Source organism: Acinetobacter lwoffii (genome assembly GCF_049367455.1).
Classification (GTDB): domain Bacteria; phylum Pseudomonadota; class Gammaproteobacteria; order Pseudomonadales; family Moraxellaceae; genus Acinetobacter; species Acinetobacter lwoffii_W.
In genome coordinates this window covers 389,398-409,686 of the sequence record NZ_JBMPXW010000001.1, presented here as the reverse complement: position 1 = coordinate 409,686, position 20,289 = coordinate 389,398, and the positions used below count along the sequence as shown (strand labels likewise).

23 protein-coding genes are annotated in these 20,289 nt (G+C 41.6%); 21 read left to right on the top strand and 2 right to left on the bottom strand.

Going from position 1 to position 20,289, the window contains the following annotated elements; genetic code table 11:
- Window positions 1–96: 96 nt before the first annotated feature.
- The gene (locus ACO1B7_RS02050) at window positions 97–1,149 is read right to left on the bottom strand and encodes an OmpW/AlkL family protein (protein ID WP_423089743.1); all 1,053 of its coding nucleotides are present in this window, start codon (window positions 1,147–1,149) and stop codon (window positions 97–99) included.
- A gap of 446 nt (window positions 1,150–1,595) precedes the next feature.
- On the opposite strand from ACO1B7_RS02050, the gene ACO1B7_RS02045 reads away from it, so the two are divergent.
- A complete protein-coding gene (locus ACO1B7_RS02045) occupies window positions 1,596–1,775 on the top strand; it encodes a hypothetical protein (protein WP_004646507.1) in 180 nt (59 codons plus the stop codon).
- 324 nt (window positions 1,776–2,099) lie between these two features.
- Here the strand turns inward: ACO1B7_RS02045 and ACO1B7_RS02040 are convergent, their stop codons facing one another.
- The gene (locus ACO1B7_RS02040; RefSeq protein ID WP_423089742.1) at window positions 2,100–2,888 is read right to left on the bottom strand and encodes an A1S_2505 family phage non-structural protein; all 789 of its coding nucleotides are present in this window, start codon (window positions 2,886–2,888) and stop codon (window positions 2,100–2,102) included.
- Window positions 2,889–3,121: 233 nt separating this feature from the next.
- Here ACO1B7_RS02040 and uvrB point away from each other — a divergent pair, with 233 nt between their 5' ends.
- The 20 genes from uvrB (at window position 3,122) to ACO1B7_RS01940 (ending at window position 19,968) form a co-directional block, all read left to right on the top strand.
- Window positions 3,122–5,143: an excinuclease ABC subunit UvrB gene (gene uvrB, locus ACO1B7_RS02035; protein WP_423089741.1), complete on the top strand. Its 2,022-nt coding sequence runs from the start codon at window positions 3,122–3,124 to the stop codon at window positions 5,141–5,143.
- A gap of 145 nt (window positions 5,144–5,288) precedes the next feature.
- The gene (locus tag ACO1B7_RS02030; protein WP_005246827.1) at window positions 5,289–5,876 is read left to right on the top strand and encodes a lipocalin family protein; all 588 of its coding nucleotides are present in this window, start codon (window positions 5,289–5,291) and stop codon (window positions 5,874–5,876) included.
- A 163-nt stretch (window positions 5,877–6,039) separates the two neighbouring features.
- Window positions 6,040–6,972, top strand: coding sequence for an EamA family transporter RarD (gene rarD, locus ACO1B7_RS02025; RefSeq protein WP_180000026.1), 933 nt, complete (start codon window positions 6,040–6,042; stop codon window positions 6,970–6,972).
- Between the two features lie 251 nt (window positions 6,973–7,223).
- Window positions 7,224–8,681, top strand: coding sequence for a glyceraldehyde-3-phosphate dehydrogenase (locus ACO1B7_RS02020; RefSeq protein ID WP_423089740.1), 1,458 nt, complete (start codon window positions 7,224–7,226; stop codon window positions 8,679–8,681).
- 184 nt (window positions 8,682–8,865) lie between these two features.
- Entirely contained in the window at window positions 8,866–9,240 is a 375-nt protein-coding gene (locus tag ACO1B7_RS02015; protein WP_071851909.1) for a winged helix-turn-helix transcriptional regulator, read from the top strand.
- 405 nt (window positions 9,241–9,645) lie between these two features.
- Complete coding sequence (gene cgtA / locus ACO1B7_RS02010; RefSeq protein WP_004646519.1) at window positions 9,646–10,863, top strand: Obg family GTPase CgtA; 1,218 nt, start codon at window positions 9,646–9,648, stop codon at window positions 10,861–10,863.
- A 27-nt stretch (window positions 10,864–10,890) separates the two neighbouring features.
- Window positions 10,891–12,024, top strand: coding sequence for a glutamate 5-kinase (gene proB / locus ACO1B7_RS02005; RefSeq protein WP_004279682.1), 1,134 nt, complete (start codon window positions 10,891–10,893; stop codon window positions 12,022–12,024).
- 191 nt (window positions 12,025–12,215) lie between these two features.
- Window positions 12,216–13,337 carry a tyrosine-type recombinase/integrase gene (locus ACO1B7_RS02000; protein WP_423089739.1) on the top strand — a complete coding sequence of 374 codons (1,122 nt, stop codon included), beginning with the start codon at window positions 12,216–12,218 and terminating at the stop codon, window positions 13,335–13,337.
- Window positions 13,337–13,936 carry a hypothetical protein gene (locus ACO1B7_RS01995; RefSeq protein ID WP_423089738.1) on the top strand — a complete coding sequence of 200 codons (600 nt, stop codon included), beginning with the start codon at window positions 13,337–13,339 and terminating at the stop codon, window positions 13,934–13,936. The genes ACO1B7_RS02000 and ACO1B7_RS01995 overlap by 1 nt, the downstream gene beginning before the upstream one ends.
- A 100-nt stretch (window positions 13,937–14,036) precedes the next feature.
- Window positions 14,037–14,312, top strand: a complete 276-nt coding sequence (locus tag ACO1B7_RS01990; protein ID WP_423089737.1) for a helix-turn-helix transcriptional regulator — start codon at window positions 14,037–14,039, stop codon at window positions 14,310–14,312.
- Complete coding sequence (locus ACO1B7_RS01985; protein ID WP_312157219.1) at window positions 14,309–14,527, top strand: helix-turn-helix domain-containing protein; 219 nt, start codon at window positions 14,309–14,311, stop codon at window positions 14,525–14,527. The genes ACO1B7_RS01990 and ACO1B7_RS01985 overlap by 4 nt, the downstream gene beginning before the upstream one ends.
- Window positions 14,524–14,727 (top strand): hypothetical protein, encoded by a 204-nt coding sequence (locus ACO1B7_RS01980; protein WP_423089736.1) that lies wholly within the window; start codon window positions 14,524–14,526, stop codon window positions 14,725–14,727. The genes ACO1B7_RS01985 and ACO1B7_RS01980 overlap by 4 nt, the downstream gene beginning before the upstream one ends.
- A complete protein-coding gene (locus ACO1B7_RS01975; RefSeq protein ID WP_423089735.1) occupies window positions 14,724–14,855 on the top strand; it encodes a hypothetical protein in 132 nt (43 codons plus the stop codon). The genes ACO1B7_RS01980 and ACO1B7_RS01975 overlap by 4 nt, the downstream gene beginning before the upstream one ends.
- A complete protein-coding gene (locus ACO1B7_RS01970) occupies window positions 14,852–15,163 on the top strand; it encodes a hypothetical protein (protein ID WP_423089734.1) in 312 nt (103 codons plus the stop codon). Before ACO1B7_RS01975 ends, ACO1B7_RS01970 begins: the two co-directional genes overlap by 4 nt.
- The gene (locus ACO1B7_RS01965; RefSeq protein WP_423089733.1) at window positions 15,156–15,551 is read left to right on the top strand and encodes a hypothetical protein; all 396 of its coding nucleotides are present in this window, start codon (window positions 15,156–15,158) and stop codon (window positions 15,549–15,551) included. The genes ACO1B7_RS01970 and ACO1B7_RS01965 overlap by 8 nt, the downstream gene beginning before the upstream one ends.
- Window positions 15,548–17,341, top strand: a complete 1,794-nt coding sequence (locus ACO1B7_RS01960; RefSeq protein WP_423089732.1) for an AAA family ATPase — start codon at window positions 15,548–15,550, stop codon at window positions 17,339–17,341. Before ACO1B7_RS01965 ends, ACO1B7_RS01960 begins: the two co-directional genes overlap by 4 nt.
- 465 nt (window positions 17,342–17,806) lie before the next feature.
- A complete protein-coding gene (locus tag ACO1B7_RS01955; RefSeq protein WP_160232515.1) occupies window positions 17,807–18,088 on the top strand; it encodes a hypothetical protein in 282 nt (93 codons plus the stop codon).
- Window positions 18,085–19,206, top strand: a complete 1,122-nt coding sequence (locus ACO1B7_RS01950) for a phage major capsid protein (protein WP_423089731.1) — start codon at window positions 18,085–18,087, stop codon at window positions 19,204–19,206. The genes ACO1B7_RS01955 and ACO1B7_RS01950 overlap by 4 nt, the downstream gene beginning before the upstream one ends.
- A 58-nt stretch (window positions 19,207–19,264) precedes the next feature.
- On the top strand, window positions 19,265–19,567 hold the full coding sequence (locus ACO1B7_RS01945; protein ID WP_168390222.1) for an HNH endonuclease: 303 nt from the start codon (window positions 19,265–19,267) through the stop codon (window positions 19,565–19,567).
- A gap of 80 nt (window positions 19,568–19,647) precedes the next feature.
- Window positions 19,648–19,968, top strand: coding sequence for a terminase small subunit (locus ACO1B7_RS01940; protein WP_423089730.1), 321 nt, complete (start codon window positions 19,648–19,650; stop codon window positions 19,966–19,968).
- Window positions 19,969–20,289: the final 321 nt, after the last annotated feature.

The window sequence follows — 20,289 nt, the reverse complement described above, 5'->3', positions numbered from 1 at the left end:
ATAAAATAAAAATTGATCGAAAGATAAATTTTTTTTATCAATATTTTAAGCCTAAAAAAACGGCCGAAGCCGTTTTTCTGAAACCTGATATTGAACTTAGAAACGCATGCCAATACCGGCATAGGCCAGAATCGGATTAATCTCAATATCTGCCTTGGAACGAATCAGTTCACCCAACGTACTATCAGTGACGGTAATGGTTGTATCATTTTTCAGATGTGCGTAGGAGACTGAGCCGACCGCAAACCAGGTATCATTAAAGTCATAACTGAAGCCAACCGTAGCGACAGGGGCAAAGACATCTGAGGCTTCAAGTTTTACTTTAGGATCGGCTTCACTTAGCTTACCTTCAAGGGAAGCACCAGCATTGCCTTGTTTAATATTGGCAATCATATGTCCAGCAGCAATCAGGTCCTGCTCGGTACGCGAGTTGATTTCCAGTTCATTAAAATAGGCATACATCACACCTAAGCCGACATAAGGACGAAATTTATTCACTCCGGTTTTACCAAAGTGATACTGGAATTCAACGGCAGGTGTCCAGGCACGGGCCGAGGCAGCAGGGCCATAGGCTTCCAAGTCTGTAATCAGAAGATCATTGGCCAATTCAAGGTTGCCTAAGGCACCCCCCAGGGGGGTTGCGATGGCCGAAAATGGGGCATAGATTTTACCACTGCCTTGTAAATCCACTTTGGGTGGAATACCAGCTTTCACTTCAAAGGAAATATGATCAGTAAAATAGTAATTGGTCATGATGCCTAAAGTCGTGACATCATCGGCTTCCAGACCAGTCCCTGGATTATTCCATTGTTCTAAACCTTGAATGGTGGCTTGCCCACTGAGGGGAGCCGAGATTTCGGGTAGGTTTAAAGCTAAATCGAGTAAAGGCGGGATTTTATAACCTTCACGAATATTGTCGCGTACAGTACTTGACTTGACTGCCCCGACATCACTTACTTCACCATTTTTGACCGCAGTATTGACTGCAAAAACTTGGGCCTTACCTTGTGGCATCACATGTAGTGCACCCACAGACACAGAAAAGCGTTTAAAGCCATCTCCATCCTGTAGACTAAAATAAGGCGAATCTGCGTGGGCGACCATAGGTAAAGTGGCAAGGCCTGCCATACATGCCAGCATTGTTTTCATTGATTTGGAACTCCATGTCCAGTGTATTTATTCGTTTTTCTAGTTCACTAATTATGTGAACTTCATTAAAAAATTCAGTTATAGAACAATAGATCAAAGGTTAACCATCGGTTAAGATTGGTAGCTTTTGTGTGTTTTTTGTATGCAAGGTTTGAGCTGTTAACAAAGAAACATCTGTAAAATAAGTCTTTTAAAATGTAGACAGTTAGTTTAAGTAGAGAAAAATCTGGTTTTTATCTCAGTAGAATTTCGATTTTTTAAGTCCTCAATATAGGTTTTTGTTCCTGAATGAGGCCGATTTTTGCAGCAAGTCGTTTAGGAATGAATTGATTTTTGCTTTCCGTGCTTGAGCTCCAAATAGTACTAACAGAATTTATCCAAGATCCTGCTACCCAGTTGCCTGAGTTTTTTTGTACAATAGGCGCATATATTATTGAGTGAATCATATGAGCACCCAAACGCCTCCCAAAAAAAAGCCTCTGGTTAATTTACCTTTCCCGATCAAACAAGCGGAGCAAAATGCTGCGGAAGAAGTTCTGGAAGATTTAAGACCAAGACCGCAGCGTTATGCTGACCGTACCTGGATGCCGCCACGCGGTACGCGTCGTTCAATGGGTAAACGTTAATTGGTCGAACTCAAAAAGCTATGATGAGTCATGGCTTTTTTTGTGTAAATTTTTAGATATTCAGCAATTAATATTTCATCTATTTCCTTATTTCTCGAGCAGATAAAACCCTGGTCAGATTTTTCTCATTTCTCATTTCTCATTTCTCATTTCTCATTTCTCATTTCTCATTTCTCATGTGCATGATCTTGATCGAATACATGCAACATCTCAAAAAGCTCATCGCTAAGCAGAATAAAATAATTAGTTGATCTATTGACCTTGCACATCTTATGCCCATAAAAAAAAGCCAATTCAGAAATTGGCTTTTAGAGAGATAAGTTATTAGCGAATGCTTTTACGTGCTTTATTTTCCGGTTTTGGTGGGGCAATTTCTCGCTGTTCTTGCCAGACATCAATAAAGTCTTTTTCATTAATATTATACAGCTCAAGTAGCGCTAAAATTACACCCCCAAACAGCATGGCACCTTCCGAATGACTCTGAAAATCGACCAGTTTGGTATTTAGATTATGCAGGATATCTTCAATTTCGAAGATCCGTTCCCGCCCATTGCTGTCGGTCGGATAGATCTGGGTATTTAAAATAATCCTCGCCAGACTTTTTTCATTTTCGGTCAATGGCAATTCTTCAATCAGCTCATCAGTCGCAGGATTTAAAATGACTGAATCGCGAAAAATCGTATGTAGGAAATTTGCGCTTAATTTGGGTAGAGGCTTTTCCACAAAAGGGCGAAAAGATTGCGGGAAAATGACATTGCGTGAAATGCCTTTAAACATCGGTGCAATTTCTTCGACTTTATAACCTGCGATCCCGCATCCTAAAGACGTAATAAAATATTTATTTTTAGAATGGTTTTTGGTGTAAATCTTGAAGTCATCGATATAGTGCTGGATTTGTGACAGCGGCATTTGCTGCAAATGCTCGTTCATGGTTGGAATGGCATAGCTTTGACCCGACCAGCCACGACCGACGCCCATGACTGCACCAAAATGCTCAAGCGCTGTTCTTGCTGCACCTGCACCATGCTGTCCCGCCAGATTGCTGCCAAAAACAAACACAGTATTTTCCGGAAGGGATTTAACAATACTTTCATCGTGATAGTGGTAAGTCATAATTGTCTATTCGAGGCCATCCTGATCTTCATGTTGCCTTTGATCGGGGTTGGGGTCAAGTAAAAAGCAGGGATGGCCTGAATGTTGAAAGACTGACTAAATATGAGAATTCTCAACATATTTCTCGACTGTCATCATCTGTTGGATTTCGGTATTTTGGCTATGGAATCTGCTCCGGCAAGTCTGAAATCTGCTAAAATTCCTGATCCGCATTCGAGTTGAGACATGTAGCTGTGACTGATAAGCAACCCTTTGAATTAGTAACCAGTTATCAACCCGCAGGTGATCAGCCACAGGCCATTGAAAAGCTGGTCAAGGGTATTGAACAGGGCTTTCATGATCAGCTTTTACTGGGCGTTACCGGGTCGGGTAAGACTTATACCATGGCCAATGTGATTGCACAGACCCAGCGTCCGACCATTGTCATGGCACATAACAAAACGCTGGCTGCACAGCTTTATGGCGAATTTAAAGCATTTTTTCCGAATAACGCCGTCGAGTATTTTGTCAGTTATTATGATTATTATCAGCCGGAAGCTTATGTGCCATCTTCAGATACTTTTATCGAGAAAGATGCCGCAATTAATGACCATATTGACCAGATGCGTCTTTCCGCGACACGATCATTATTAGAACGTCGTGATGCAATTATTGTCGCATCAGTTTCTGCAATTTATGGTTTGGGTGATCCGAATGCCTACATGAGCATGTTGCTGCATGTGGTGGAAGGCGACTGCATTGGTCGTGATGATATTATCCGCCGTCTGGTCGAAATGCAGTATTCGCGCAACGAACTGGAATTCCTGCGCGGTACTTATCGTATTCGTGGCGAAATTATTGATATTTTTCCGGCTGAATCCGATCAGGATGCGATCCGGATTGAACTGTTTGATGATGAAGTTGACTCTATTCGCTGGTTTGATCCGCTGACCGGGAAAATGGTTCGTAAAGTACCTCGCGTGACCATTTATCCTAAAAGCCATTATGTTACGCCGAAAGACAATTTGTCCCGCGCCATCGAAACTATTCGGGAAGAACTTAAAGAGCGCCTGGTGTTCTTCCGGGAAAATGACAAACTGCTGGAAGCCCAGCGCATCGAGCAGCGCACACGCTATGATCTGGAAATGATGCAGCAACTGGGTTATACCAACGGCATTGAAAACTATTCACGGCATTTGTCGGGCCGTCCTGCAGGTGAAGCACCACCGACCTTGTTCGATTATATTCCTGATGATGCCTTGCTGATTATTGATGAATCGCATGTGACGGTGCCGCAGATTGGCGCCATGTATAAGGGTGACCGTTCGCGTAAGGAAAATCTGGTCAATTACGGATTCCGTTTGCCGAGCGCGCTGGATAACCGGCCGATGAAATTTGAGGAATGGGAACGTATTGTGCCGACGACTGTTTATGTCAGCGCAACGCCCGCACGTTACGAGCTGGAAAAATCCCAGCAGATTGTCGAGCAGGTGGTACGTCCGACCGGTCTGATCGATCCTGAAATTGAAATTCGTCCAGTTCTGACTCAGGTCGATGATGTGCTTTCAGAAATTAATTTGCGTAAAGATATTAATGAGCGAGTGCTGGTTACGACCTTGACCAAGCGCATGGCCGAAGACTTAACCTCTTATTTGAAAGAATACGGGATTAAGGTCGCTTATTTACACTCGGATATCGATACGGTTGAGCGGGTCAAAATCATTCATGAACTGCGTACTGGAGTGCATGATGTACTGGTCGGGATTAACCTGCTGCGTGAAGGGCTGGATATGCCGGAAGTGTCACTGGTCGCCATTCTGGACGCGGATAAAGAAGGTTTCCTGCGTTCCGAGCGCTCTCTCATTCAGACCATTGGCCGCGCTGCACGTAACCTGAAAGGTAAGGCGATTCTGTATGCAGACCGAATCACTGATTCGATGCAGAAAGCCATTGATGAGACGGACCGTCGTCGTGCCAAGCAGATTCAATTTAATGAAGAACATGGCATTACCCCGCGGAGTGCAGTGCGTCAGGTGATCAAGGAAATTGATACTGGTGAAGTATTGGATGATGAATCCATTGAATTGAAAGCCTCGGATCAGGCACGTGCGATCAGTGCAGATGAGCGGCATATCATGGCAGATCCGAAAATGTTTGCGAAACACATTAACAAGCTTGAAAAAGAAATGTTGAAAGCGTCAAAAGAGCTGCAGTTTGAGCAGGCTGCGCGTATGCGTGATGAAATTGTACGTTTAAAAGCCCAGATGTTTGATTGATTTTTGTTGCATTAAATCTTATTTAAATGACGTAAAATCAATCACAAACCAAACATAATGTAACAAATTAAGGGCTTTGATAAAGCTATTGTATGAACAGAATTTTTTTAAATAAATATTTTGTGAACATGCAATAGGTATCTTTATGACAACTCAAAAATCTTCACGTACTGGATTAAAGCTGGCAAAAATTGCGGTGGGTAGCGCGGTTCTTCTCGGTTTGGGCGCCGCTACCATGGCTTATGCGAAAGACCAGCCATTACCGACCATTGAGAAAGTTGAACTGGACCGTTATTTGGGGACATGGTACGAAGTAGCACGCAAACCTCTGTATTTTCAAAATAAGTGTGATCGTGATGTTACAGCGACTTATACTTTAAATGAAAATGGCAATATCGTGGTGGATAACCGCTGCATTAAAAAAGATGGTGGACAAACCCAGTCATTGGGCGAGGCATTTGTGCAAAATCCACCGCAGAATACCAAGCTAAAAGTCAGTTTCTTACCAGACTTTATTCGCTGGATTCCGGTCGCTCGTGGCGATTATTGGGTCTTAAAACTGGATGAAAATTATCAAACTGTTCTGGTCGGTGAGCCAAAACGTAAATATATGTGGATACTCTCACGTGATCCGCAATTGGATAAAAATGTGGTGAATGAATATTTACAATATGCACAGTCTGTCGGTTATGACCTGAGTGATGTGATTCATACCAAACAAACGCAAAGATAGAAATATCTTCTTAATCGAAACCATGCTTAGGCATGGTTTTTTATTTTTATGAGCAAAAATATATTTCAAAGTAGGGTAGTGATTTCACTTTAAATAGATGAAGCATCAAGCTTTCTAGTGTACTAATCGTTATAATGCCGGCGAATGAAAGTAGAGTTTGACTATGTATAAAGGCATTGCGTTATCTGTATTGGCCTCGGTGGTTTTCGGGGTGCTCTATGTATTTACGCCTTTCTTACAGCCTTTAGATAGTGAACAGACCTTTGCCTGGCGTATGCTGGCCACGATTCCGTTTTTAACTGCCTTTATGTGGTGGTCGGGTGATCTGCAACATATCAGCAGTATCTTTAAGCGGGTTTTACAGCAACCTGCGTTTTTGATCTGGTTGCTGATCAGCTCTTTGTTATGTACCACACAGTTATGGCTGTTCTTGTGGGGCCCTATTAATGGCCGTGGCCTAGAAGTCTCACTCGGTTATTTTTTGTTGCCTCTGGTGATGGTGCTGGTCGGCTGTATGCTCTATAAAGAGAAATTATCATCATTCCAGATGGTGGCTGTCACTTTGGCTGTATTGGGTGTAGGGCATGAGATCTGGCGAATTGGTTCAATTGCATGGGAAACGGTCTATGTGGCTTTGGCCTATCCTTTGTATTTCTTCATGCGGCGTAAATTTGCTACGGATCATCTGGGGGGCTTCTGGTGGGATCTATGTCTGATTTTACCCGCTGCATTTTATCTGGGTTTTATTTATAGCGACTCGATGCAGCTCATGTTAAATCATTCTCATTTGATCTGGGCAGTATTGGTACTGGGTTTTTTGAGCGCACTGGGACTCGGTAGCTATATTCTCGCCAGCCGATATTTACCCTTTGTTATTTTTGGGTTGTTGAGTTATCTGGAACCTGTGCTGTTGGCCTTTGCCTCGATGGCTTTGGGGGAGCGTGTGGAAGCTGGCGAGTGGCTGACTTATATTCCAATTTGGCTCGCCGTATTGGTGCTGGTGATTGAAGGGATTCTGCATCTATTTAAGCAGCGTAAACAGCAATTAGCGCTTAAGAAAAATCTGGCAAACTATCAGGATCGACTAGACTCTTAAAATTAAAAAGAGATCGAATGAATAAACAACATTTAACAAATTTCTGCTCCGTACGGGAAAACGCATGCTTTTAAAATTTTTGAATGCAAAATCATTTAGCTAATTGCAACTATTTCCCAGATTTATAGTGAATATACGTTAAAAACCACTCGTCTCGGTGAGCTTTTGATTCAAAGTTGCCTCCAATTCCATTACAATTATGGGGTTTTGAAATTTATGCCTAGATTTACAATTAATTAGAGGACGTATCTGTGAGCAAAGACACTATCGTTGCCCTACATGCAGAGCACCAAGGTCGCTGGAAAAACCGTGAAGAACTTGCGGAACGCATGATTGCCCTTGTTGGTCAGTTATATCGTGAAAAAAATATTGTAGCTACAGTTTATGGTCGCTCTTTAATTAACCGTTCTGTGATTCAGATCTTGAAAGCACACCGCCGTACTCGCGTACTCGATGTTGAACTTTCGGTTGTAAATACATTCCCAATTCTTGAAGCATTGGCGAAAGTTGAGAACATCGGTTCTGCTGAAGTTGATCTAGGTAAACTTGCTGTTGAATTTAAAGAAAAAGGCGGCGACATCGATGCATTTGTTGCAGACGCTGTTAAATCGATCGAAGGCAATGCTGCTGCTGTAGAACATAAAGATGTGGTTCTTTATGGTTTCGGTCGTATCGGTCGTATCCTGGCACGTTTGATGATTGGTCAATCAGGTCTGGGTCGTGGTCTTAGCCTGAAAGCAATCGTGGTTCGTAAATCATCGGATGGTGATTTGGAAAAACGTGCTTCTTTACTTCGTCGTGACTCTATTCATGGTCCATTTGCAGGCACAATTTCTGTAGATGAAGAAAACGAAGCAATCATTGCCAACGGTAACTTCATCAAAGTGATTTATGCATCGAATCCTTCTGAAGTAGATTACACTGCATACGGTATCAACAATGCACTTGTGATCGACAATACAGGTAAATGGCGTGATGCTGAAGGTCTTGCTCAACACCTTAAATGTCCGGGCGCTGCTCGTGTGATTCTAACTGCACCTGGTAAAGGTGACATGAAGAACGTGGTTTACGGTGTAAACCAGGCGGACATCCTTGATGAAGATACCATCATCTCTGCTGCAAGCTGTACGACTAACGCAATTACACCTACACTGAAAGTATTGCATGATAAATACACAGTGTTGAATGGTCATGTTGAAACAGTTCACTCGTTCACAAACGACCAGAACTTGATCGACAACTACCATAAAGCTGACCGTCGTGGCCGTGCTGCAACATTGAATATGGTCATTACTGAAACTGGTGCAGCGAAAGCAGTAGCGAAAGCGCTTCCAGCTCTTCAAGGTAAATTGACAGGTAACTCTGTACGTGTACCTACACCAAACGTATCGCTTGCAATTCTTAACCTGACTTTAGGTCAAGACGTTGATCGTGATGAAGTGAACGAATACATTCGTCAGATTTCAATCGGTTCTAGCCTGCAAGGTCAAATCGGTTATACCAACTCGACTGAAGTAGTATCTTCTGACTTTATTGGTTCACGCACTGCAGGTGTATTTGACGCGCAAGCAACGATCACTTCAGGCAACCGTTTAACTGCTTATGTTTGGTACGATAACGAAGTGGGTTATAGCTGCCAGGTATTGCGTATTGCTGAACAAATGGGCGGCGTAAGCTATCCAAAAGTTCCTGCTGAAACTAATGCATAATTAGTATTTAGCTAAAAAAAGAGCCTCAATTGAGGCTCTTTTTTTATGATTTTTTTATTTAAAGTGAACTTTCTTAATCTAATAAGAATCAACAAATTTACTTGCTGGCGAAATATGAATTTGATAACTTACAAAGAGTAAGTATATTAAAATGAGTAAGTAATAAAAATATGGTGAGAATAGTATGACAAATTATGCAATCAGCCCGTTACTGGGGCAGGTTTTATCAACTGAATGTCCATCACGTGAGATATTGGAACACCTTGCCAATAAATGGTCGGTCTTGGTTTTGCGTTGCTTAAGTGAAGGGGTGCATCGTTTTAGTGAACTGAAACAACGCATTGAAGGGGTAAGTGAAAAAATGCTCTCCCAGACTTTAAAAATGCTAGAGCAAGATGGTTTTATTCTCAGAACAGTTTATCCGGTGGTGCCGCCAAAAGTGGAATATCAATTGACCATTACTGGTTCACAAGCGGCTGAAAAAATCATGTATTTAATTGGTTGGATTGAAAAAAGTCTGCCAGATATTTTAGAGCATAAACAAAGTGTTATTAAATAGTTTTCATTAAATGTCAGGAATGCAGTGTTTATGAAAATACAAAATTTGGACTTATCTTGGTTTATATAAAATACTGATTTTAAAAGGTGTCTGCATCAGAATATTTTCTTGTAAATACGATTTTTGAAAATTTACTCTTCTATAAATTATTTAAAATCATCAAGAAATTCATAAAAAGAATTTCCAGAATAGGGGATAGTGCTAGGGAAAAAACGCTTCATTTCCTACCACTTCTTTTCCATCTTTTAAGTATTCTTTTTCCAAATCTATGCCTTAGATAGATCAAATAGGCTCGTTAAGAAAACGACTAACTAAGATTTATGGGATTGCTGCATAATTCTATTCGAGAAATTCTTTAAAATATGGCAGAATATGGGGTTTTAAAGTTTTTAGAGGATTGGCAATATGCGCTTTGTTGATGAAGCAGTCATTACCGTAGAGGCTGGCGACGGTGGCAATGGCGTAGCCAGTTTTCGCCGTGAAAAATTCGTGCCATTTGGTGGTCCAGATGGTGGTGATGGTGGTCGTGGCGGCAGCATTTATATTCAGGCTGACGACGACACCAGTACGCTAGTTGATTATCGTTATACACGTAAATATCGTGCAGAACGAGCAAAAAATGGCCGTGGGGCGAACTGTGCTGGTCGTGGCGGTGAAGATACCGTATTAAAAGTTCCGGTAGGAACAACAATTGTAGATGTAGAGTCTGGTGACATTATTGGCGACTTGATCGAAGACGGTCAACGCGTGAAAGTTGCAGCAGGCGGTGATGGTGGTTTAGGTAATACCCACTTTAAATCATCGACCAACCGTTCACCACGTAAATGTACGCATGGTCAAAAAGGTGAATTCCGTGAAATCCGTCTAGAGCTTAAAGTTCTGGCAGATGTCGGCTTGCTGGGTATGCCAAATGCGGGTAAATCAACCTTCATTCGTGCAGTCTCGGCAGCAAAACCAAAAGTTGCAGATTATCCATTTACCACCATGGTGCCAAACCTGGGTGTGGTCGATGCCGATAGTCACCGTTCATTCGTGATGGCGGATATTCCGGGCCTGATCGAAGGCGCATCTGAAGGTGCAGGTCTTGGGATTCGCTTCCTGAAGCACTTGGCGCGTACCCGTATCTTGTTACACATCGTTGACGTACAGCCGATTGATGGCTCAGATCCGGCACATAATGCTAAAGCAATTATGAAAGAGTTAGAAAATTTCTCCCCAACGCTTTCAAAACTGCCGATCGTATTGGTGCTGAACAAAGTCGATCAGTTGGCTGAAGAAACACGTGAAGAATGGTGCACCCATATTCTTGAAGAATTGCAGTGGGAAGGCCCAGTTTTTGAGACTTCTGGCTTAACGGCTGAAGGCACCAAAGACGTAGTTTACTACCTGATGGATCAGATCGAAGAGCAGCGTGAACGCGAAGCTGAAGATCAAGAATATGCAGCAGAAATGAAAGCATTCCGTGATCAGCTTGAAGCTGAAACACGTGAACAAACCATCGCTGCAAAAGAAGCGTATCGTGAGATGCGTCGTCAGCAACGTCTTGCCGGTATTCTGGGTGATGACGAAGATGATGAAGATGGCGATGATGATAGTGATGTGGAAGTGTACTACGTACGCTAATCTCTGAGAGAAGAGTCTGAGGACAAGATGATAGAAGTGGTAGATGGGCAGCGTCAGCTCAAGGGTTGTAAACGAATCGTTGTTAAAATCGGATCATCTTTACTCACAGCAAACGGACAAGGTTTAGATTTAGATGCTATCTCGCATTGGGCGGGACAAATCGCAGATCTACATAATGCAGGACACGAGATTATTCTAGTGTCTTCCGGTGCTGTGGCTGAAGGTATGGTGCGAATGAAACTTGAGAATCGACCCACCGATCTACCCAGTCTTCAGGCTTGTGCTGCCATCGGTCAGATGGGCCTGATTCATACCTGGTCAAGCGTACTTGAGAAGCATCAGATACGAACTGCGCAGGTGTTGTTAACCCATGATGATCTGGCAGATCGTCGTCGCTACCTCAACTCATGTGATGCTTTGCAGAACCTGATTGACTGGCGCGTGATTCCGGTGATCAATGAAAATGATACGGTTTCGACTGACGAAATTCGTTTTGGTGACAACGACACGCTTGCGGCCATGGTCGCAGGTCAGGTGCATGCAGACCTCCTGATTATCTTAACGGATCAGGAAGGGATGTTTGACTCAGACCCACGGTCTAATCCAGATGCCAAACTGTTCCATACCGTACGTGCGATGGATGAAAGTCTGTTTGATATGGCCGGTGGAGGCGGTAAATTTGGTCGTGGTGGCATGCTGACCAAAGTTCGTGCTGCACGTCTGGCTGCAAAGTCGGGCTGTCCGACCTTAATTGCAAGTGGTGATAGTGATGGTGTTCTATCACGTCTAATGTCTGGCGAATTGTTAGGTACTTTATTTGTGACTGATAAAGACCGGATGACAGCGCATCAGCAATGGTTGGCTGCTCACTTGCAAACCGCAGGTCGTTTAGTGATTGATGATGGCGCAGTGAAAGCCATTAAAGACAATCATCGCAGCTTATTGCCTGTAGGGGTGAAAGCGGTTGAGGGTCATTTCGAACGCGGTGATGTGGTGGAATGTGTCGATACACAAGGTCACCGGATTGCGGTCGGTCGTGTCAACTTCAGTTCGCGTTCAGCAGATATCGTTCGTGGTCTGGCATCAGATAAAGTGCATCAGGTGTTAGGTGAAGCGCGTTCGCTGGAAATGATTCATCGCAATCATATGGCTATTTACTAGCAAAAACATGCACTTACTTGCAGTGTGAAAAACACTATGAAAGTGATTGAAAATCAATATTTTTATATCATTTTATACTGTTAAGCAATAACAAGTAATTTCATTGAAACACCGTATACATGGAGGTTAAACTGGAGGTTAAATCAGTCTAACCTCTTTTTTTATGTGGTTCTAACCTCCACAGGTGTGTAATGCTTACTAAACAACAGATCGAAGCTATAAAGCCAAAAGAAAAGCTGCTCAAGGTCAGTGATGGTGACATGCTATATATATTCACCTCTCCAACTGGGAAGAAAGTCTGGAAGGTGCTTTATACGCTTGATGGGAAAAAAGGGACTATCACAATAGGCGAGTATCCGCTTATCTCTATTAAAGCAGCACGATTAAAGCGTGATGAAATAAAAATCATGCTGGCCAGTGGTATAAGTCCAGGTCAGAAAAAGAAAGAAGAAAAGCAAAAGCAGCTTGAAGGTATGAGCTTTATAGAGTTGATTGAATCTTATAGGGACGTTGTAGCTCCCACTCATAAAGGATATATACAGGAAGTTGCTTCTCTCAACTTATTTATCCGGTTGTTTCCTAAACTTATGCAGAAGCCAGTTAGCCAGGTGGATCAGCTCGATATGATTGAGTTTAGAAATGAACGCCTGAAGATGGTTAAGGCTGCAACAGTTAAGAGAGATTTAGGCTTGCTGGGTGGTGTGTTTAAGTATGCACGACAGGAGCTTCGCATCATCACAGGTTCACCATTGACTGATATTTCAAAACCAAGCGAATCAGATCATAGGGACAGGCGCATCTCTCAGAATGAAATAGATCAGATTCTAAAAGCATTCAGTTATCACCCAACATTCCAGCCAGTGAATAAAAAACAGCAGACCGCTTGGGCATTCTTATTTGCTATTGAAACAGCGATGAGAGCCAGCGAAATCGTTGGTATGAAATGGATGAATATCACGGATGATTATGTGCTTTTGCCTGATACAAAAAACGGTACTTCGCGGAAGGTTCCACTCTCCATGAAAGCAAAAGAATTGCTGGAGTTGATGAAGGGAATCCATGAAGAAACAGTTTGCACTCTCACAAGCGCGAATACACTTTCACAGTATTTCTGGCAGGTCGTTACTGAAAAACTAAAAATAGAAGATTTAAATTTTCACGATACCAGGCATGAGGCCACCACAAGGCTATCCCAAAAGCTACCAGTTCAAGACCTGGCAAAAGTCACAGGACATAAAGATTTAAAAACGCTGATGAAGTATTACAACCCAACTGCTACAGAGCTGGCGAATAAAATTAATGGGGTGGGGTGATGGCTAGAAAAAGAGAAAAACAATGTGATGGCGGTTTTTTGAATACCTCTATATCTGAGCAGAGCTTATATTTATTTGATGGCCTGAATATTGATAGGCAATCTTTTTTAGATGATGCTGGCTTGATTCTGGGTAGAGCGAAACTAGATATTCAGGTCAGAGAAACAAGAAATTCAGCGCAGGAGGATGTGATTCACCTTGAGAAAATGGAGAGATTAATTAAAAATTTAGTTGATGAAATTAATCTAACATCATTAAATCAAAATGCTTATATGCTTGAAGCCTGGTACAAGATGGGGCTAAGTAGCTTACTTGATGAAGAATTAAAATCCTCATTAATTAAATATCAATGCTCAATTATTTACTCAAAAGAAGAAATCAAAAAATATTCTAATTTAAAGGGAAGAAATACAAATCATATTGAGGCTAATCTTGTCTGCACAATAAATATTCTTTTTGAAAGGTGTAAGACTGGCAAGGTTAAGGCCGAAGATAAATATAGTTTTATTAGTGATTTTTTACGGTTAAATCAAATACAAACAGTCCCAAAAGATATTGATAAGATTAGAAAAATTATAAGTAAAAATAAAAACAGGTAGTTATTCAACTTAAAGAGGGTGATTTTCTACCCTGATACACAAATCTTAGAAAAACGACACTGCATCTACCAACTTACTCAATGTGAAGGAAAGGTGCGGTATGCAAACACGCGAACAATTTTACCGAGCTAAACAAATCGCTTCAGCTCCAGCCACTCCAGAAAAAGTCCACGTTTATAAAACTGGCGCAAATGCCGGAAAAACCCGAAAACTTAACGCCAAGCCAGCACGACAAGGTATTTTACCAATCTCAGAAAAAACCCTATGGACCTGGGTAAGTGAAGGTAAATTTCCACAGCCGATCCGCATGGGTGGCAATGTCACTGTCTGGAGAGCTTCGGACGTTCAGAAGTGGATTGAGGAGCAGTCAGCATGAACAGCACTCAATTAAAGCAAGTCCTGGCACACCTCAAGCAAGGCAAAACTATTTCCCAGGCTGAAGCTATCGACCTTTTTAACTGCTACCGACTGAGCGCAATCATTCAGCGTTTACGGTGTGCAGGTTACGACATTGTGACCCACTACGAGCGCAATAATTCAGGCATTGGCCGACATGCACGGTATGAGCTTGTTAAAGAGGTGGCAGCATGAGCGAAATCATAGATTTTAAATCCGAAACTCAAGCCGACAGCCAGCCCATGACCGATGACGAAATGCGGTTAGCCAATATCTACGATGTTGCAGTCGGTTTAATTATTGATATTGAGGAAGGTTGTGTTTTCTCAATGGCAGAAATCAAAGAGCAAATGATTGAAGTGATTGAAATCATACAAGAGGAGTTTGATGTATGAAAAACAATCATAAGCACTATCTGAAATCGCTTGTTGAATACATGAAGCCATTGGCAGCAGAAAGCCACTATTTTAAAAACTTCAAACTATCCCAGCAGCACCAGGGCGTTAAAGGTGGGAAAAAATGAAACTATTTGAAAAATTTACATTGCAAAGACCGGATCATATTGGTTATAGTTCTCTTGTTCATCCACATGATGAGCCAGTTTTGACAGACTGCAAGAACAACATAGGCGCATACAGTCCGCTTCGGGCTTTTTTTATGCGTAAAATCTCTATGCGTTCGCATGTTATGGCGAAGCTGGAGAGGGACACATTTATGTGTGCTGGTTTCCTATGTCACCAGTCTGTCAACCCTTTTCAGCTTTGCCACCATTATTTGACAGTAATCGGCAAGGCTTCTATCAAGAACATAGGAGCGCATTCTCATGCCTAATCAAATCAATAAAACAGCTCAAAACTTTTTAGAAAATTCTCAAGTTATTCTTGAATCACTGGAAGGTACATTGCTTCGCTTATATGTGAGCTATGACCAGCACGATATATCCGATGACAAAGCAAAGGCAATGTTTGAAGTATGCGAAACGCTGGCAAGTGCTGCCTTAGAAGATATTGAAAGCGCAAGCGCAAAAACAATACTAGATATATCAATGATTGTTAGCCTTGCTACTGGCATTTTATACACGCTTGAAGAATTGTCACGTTTAGACTTAGCCAAAGGCTATACAGCAGCAGCTATAAACGGCTTGACCTTAGCTTGTAGCTCATTAAATGAATTATTAGAAGTTGCGGTAGATTACACGATGAAAGGGGGTGCAGCATGAATGCTAAAATCCCTTGTGATAAAACTATCGACTTGTTTGGTGGTTCCGCTCCCTTAGCAGTCAGCACCGATCCAGTAACAGGCAATATAACTGAATATCATTCGATTGAAGATTTTACGACAGGCTGTATTGATGAGCGCAATCTCAAAGTTAAGTCTGAGAGTTATATTTATTCTGAATTGCCTGATTATAACTGCGAAGAATGCACAGCACTGCCTTATGTGAATCCTGAGCAATTGAGCGAAATTGTAGGCTATGCAATCAAAGGCATTGCCAAAAAATACGACACGGATCAGACACCACACAAAGAAATTGATTCTAAAAAAATATCATTTTCTATTGGCAAAGCTGGAGTAATCGCAAGCAACACAAATAATAAATATATGCCGTATGTTCTAGGTACAGACAATATAGATTTATTTGTGAAACTTGCTAAGGCTGGCGAATCGGTTGTACTTCATAATGATATTAATGCAGCGTATCAGATTATAAACAACGGTATGCCTGAAACAATATTTAAAATGTTGGTTGGTGAAAAACCTCCAGCCAATAATGCTGATTTATTTATCCAGGCAGATGAGGATTTAAAAAATTTAAGTCCTAATCTGATTAAAAAGTTTTTCTTTGATAAAAAACGGCAAATCATAAAATCAATCGAATCTTCATTTGTACAATCTCAAGTTGAGGAGATGCAAGCGGATCGGAAAGTAATTGAGCCACCTAAGCAAAGCTCACTTCAAATTGTGAACATGAGCAATATTCAGGCGCAGCCTATTAATTGGCTATGGTATGGCTGGTTGCCACTTGGAAAAATGACTATTTTGGCGGGTGCTGGTGGTTGTGGAAAAACAAATCTATCACTTGCATTGATTGCGACAATAACCACAGGCGGAAACTTTCCCGATGGCTCAAAGTGCGAGAATGTTGGGAAGGTATTAATTTATTCTACCGAAGACGATCCAGCAGATACCTTGCTGCCGAGGCTGATGGCGAACGGTGCTGATGTAAGTAAAATTGATATTATTGCAGGTCGCATTAATGACAAAGGTGAAAATGAGCCTTTCGACCCTTCACAAGACTTTCCAAAGATTGAGCAATATATAAAATCCAATCCTGATATTAAATTATTAATGATTGACCCAATTGTTTCTGCCGTTGGTGGCGATATGAATAAGGCCAATGATGTCAGAAAATCACTACAGCCATTAGTTGACCTAGCTAATGAATACAAATTTGCAGTATTGGGTATTACTCACTTCTCAAAAGGTTCAGCAGGAAGTACGCCAGCGGATAGAATCATTGGTTCGCAAGCATTTACAGCACTGGCGCGAATGGCTTGGAGTGCTGCAAAACGTGAAGATGAAGGCGATTGTATTTTAGTTCGAGCTAAGAGCAATAACTCAATTTTGGAAGGTGGGGTCAAATATCAAATCGAATCAGAAACAGTTTTAGATAATATTGAAACTACTAAGACCGTATGGCTGGGAACAGTTGAAGGAACAGCCAAAGAATTGTTGGGCGAGGCTGAAGGCTCAAAAAATGATAAAAGTTCGGAGCTAGACATGGCAAAAGATTTTTTAATTGATTTACTCAGTCCGGTTGAGGATATGCCAACTTTAGAAGCAGAGGGCGAGGCTATTAATGCTGGTTTTACTAAGGCAACGATTAGGCGAGCAAGAAGCAATTTAAATGTAAAATCATTCAAGAAAGGTTCAGCGTGGCATTGGAAATTGCCACCAATCCTAAAGGAAGTTCCGCAGATATTGCCTGAGCACAAACAACGCTACTAGACAATGAGCATCTTGAACACCTTGAGCATCTTGAAGCTAAGTTATTGAATTATATTAATAATGAAGATGCTCAAAGTAAAAAGCTTGAGCATCTTCATGAGCACCTTCATTTCTTATTAAAATCATATAGTTACAGGGAAGATGCTCAACATGCTCAACATGCTCAACATGCTCAACATGCTCAAAGGTATAGAGAAGGTTTAAAAAATCACAGACACAAAAAAAGTCCCTAATTGCGAGTCGGGGACTTTTTTCGTTACAGCAAATCAATTTCAACAGCTCAATAACATCTTAAGAGAGAGACATTTAGAGGACATCATTCCTCCAAAAAATGCTTTGATGATTTACTATACATAAAAATAAGTAATCAATCAAATTTTAATAAATAACTAAAAGTTTGACATTGTGCAAAATAGCAACTAATGTTGGTAACAAGTTACTAACAAAAGAATTTAGGGGGCTTGAGTGAATCAGGCGAATAAAAGCAGTTTAAGAGTTCGGAAGAAACGCCAACTTGACGCTGCAAAGGTGAAGTTTTTTGATGAGCATGGCGGAGCGATTCTGTTAGCACTTCAAACAGCCAACCATGCAAAAGAAAGCGAGATTAAACAATTAAAGCTGGAAGCCGTTGAGCGCGAACGGATCATGAAGGAGCAGGCGGAATTAAATGCCCTCATGGATGCTGCTTTATATGTAAATGCTCGTTTACGTGAAATTAAACAAATGTTTGAAGGTGAAAAGAAATGACGGATTTATCTCAAATCGAAATACTAGCGAAAGAATTTAAAAATCAGGTTGATGCTATTAAGGGCGATACGGCAGAACTGAAGGCCGTTGTTCTGGAATTAGAGCAAAAGGGCGCGCGTCGTCAAGGTGGTAGTTTGTTTGAAGAAAAGGCCGGAAATAAGGCACTTAAAAAGATTATTGAATCTGACCAGGTGAAGTCGTACCGCGATAAACAGGCTAGTACGGTTACGGTAACAAGTGATTTTGAGATTAAGGCATTAACAAACACTGGTTTGGGTGTTGCTGGATCTACTGGCTATGACACGCAAACACAGCGAGATCCAGAGCCTATTCGCTTCATTAAGAAACCAGTAACCCTACTTGATGCCTTGCGAGTAATCCCGGTATCAAGCGCATCGTATGAATATGTGAAGCTTAAATCCACTTATGAAAACTCAGCGGACTACCAGACTCAGGAAGGGGAAACCAAGGCTGAACAGACGATCCCAACCGAAGCGAAATCAGTAACGCATCGCACAATTGCAGTGACCACAATCGTATCAAATCAGGTGATTGCAGATAACAACAGCTTACAGGCCACGATTATCTCCCTTCTGGGTGGTGGTGTGTTACAGAAGCTAGAGCGTGAAATTGTTCACGGCGATGGTACTGGCACCAAGATTGAAGGCTTTGCAAAACACGCGAAAGCGCATGAAGCTGAAGCAGGAACTTTGTTGGTTGATGCAATCGGTGAAGCGCGAGCAGAAGCCAAAGAAGCAGGATTGCAACCAAGTGTTGTAATTGTGAATCCAGTAACACTGCAACAGATGGTAGGCGTGAAGCAAGATGGCGGTGGTTATGTTCTATCAAGTAATGGCTTACCTGGCTTATCGGATATGTGGACGCTACGAATTATCGAAAGTGCAGCCTGTCCGCGCAATGAGGCATATGTCTTAGATATGGAGCAGATTGCAGTTTTAGACCGTGAACAGCTCACAGTGAAAATTGATGATGTAACGCTTATGGATCAGAACTTAACTCGAATCCGTGTAGAGCTGCGAGCATCGTTTGCAAACTTTATTGATGGTGCAATCGTGAAGGTGACAGTGGCAGCACCAGCAGAGCCAGTAGAAGGTTAATAAGGCTGGATTATAAAGAAAGGGGCTTTATAGCCTCTTTTTTATTTAGGATAGAAGAATGGCAAAACTACCAACATTAAAACCAAGATTGCAGACGTTAAAGACGAGCCAACCCATAAGCAATGTGACTGCAAATAAGCGAAATCGTGGCAGATCATGGCGCAAGTTACGATTAGAAGTTTTATTGAGAGATAAATATACATGCCAGCACTGCGGACTGGTCAGCATAAGTTTAGAAGTAGACCATACGATCCCATTGTTTTTAGGTGGAACGGATGCAATGAGTAATTTAAAAAGCTTATGTGTGGACTGCCATAAGGTTAAAACCAGTCAGGAGAATGCAGTGGGTGGGGGCTTTTGATTGTTAAAATGAAGCCTATTTTACGGATACCGCGCCCTCCACATTCGCAAAAAAAATTGCCTTTTTAGGAATGTTTACCGATGGAGCTAACCGAGAAAAAAAAGAAATTTATTGAAGGTATCAGGCAAGGCATGAATCAAAAGGAGGCTGCTATTTATGCTGGATGCCCTGAAAAATCAGCAAAGCAGCAAGGCTATAGGTTGATGCAAGATAAACAGGTGAGGTTTTATCTGGAGAGAGATATACAACCAAAAAACATTAACATTCCAGAGATTATTAACAATTCAGCCGATCCGCTTGAGTTGCTTAGTCAACTTATGAATGATGAGCTGGTGGATATGCACACCAGACTGGAGGTAGCTATATTTTTACTACCTTATTTCCATTCAAAACACGCCTGAATTGACTATTTATTAAAATTGATATATTCGCGCACGCGCGCGCACAACACTGCTAATTTTGTGGTTTTAGGGCTTAAAATCCCAATAGAATTAAAATGAGTTTAGCAGGCCGGTTCTTTATCTTTAATGTGCTGAAGAACAATAATCCCCCCGATGGTCAAGATGACCATACCTTAGACCAGATTAGATTCATAAAGTCTAATTAGATAATTAATCCTAAAATCCTCAACTCCGGCAATGCACACGCGACTGGATGCACGTATCTGCAATCGAAAGTATTTTGTGATTTTTTTAGAGTGCTAGAGGTTAGGTTGGAGGTTA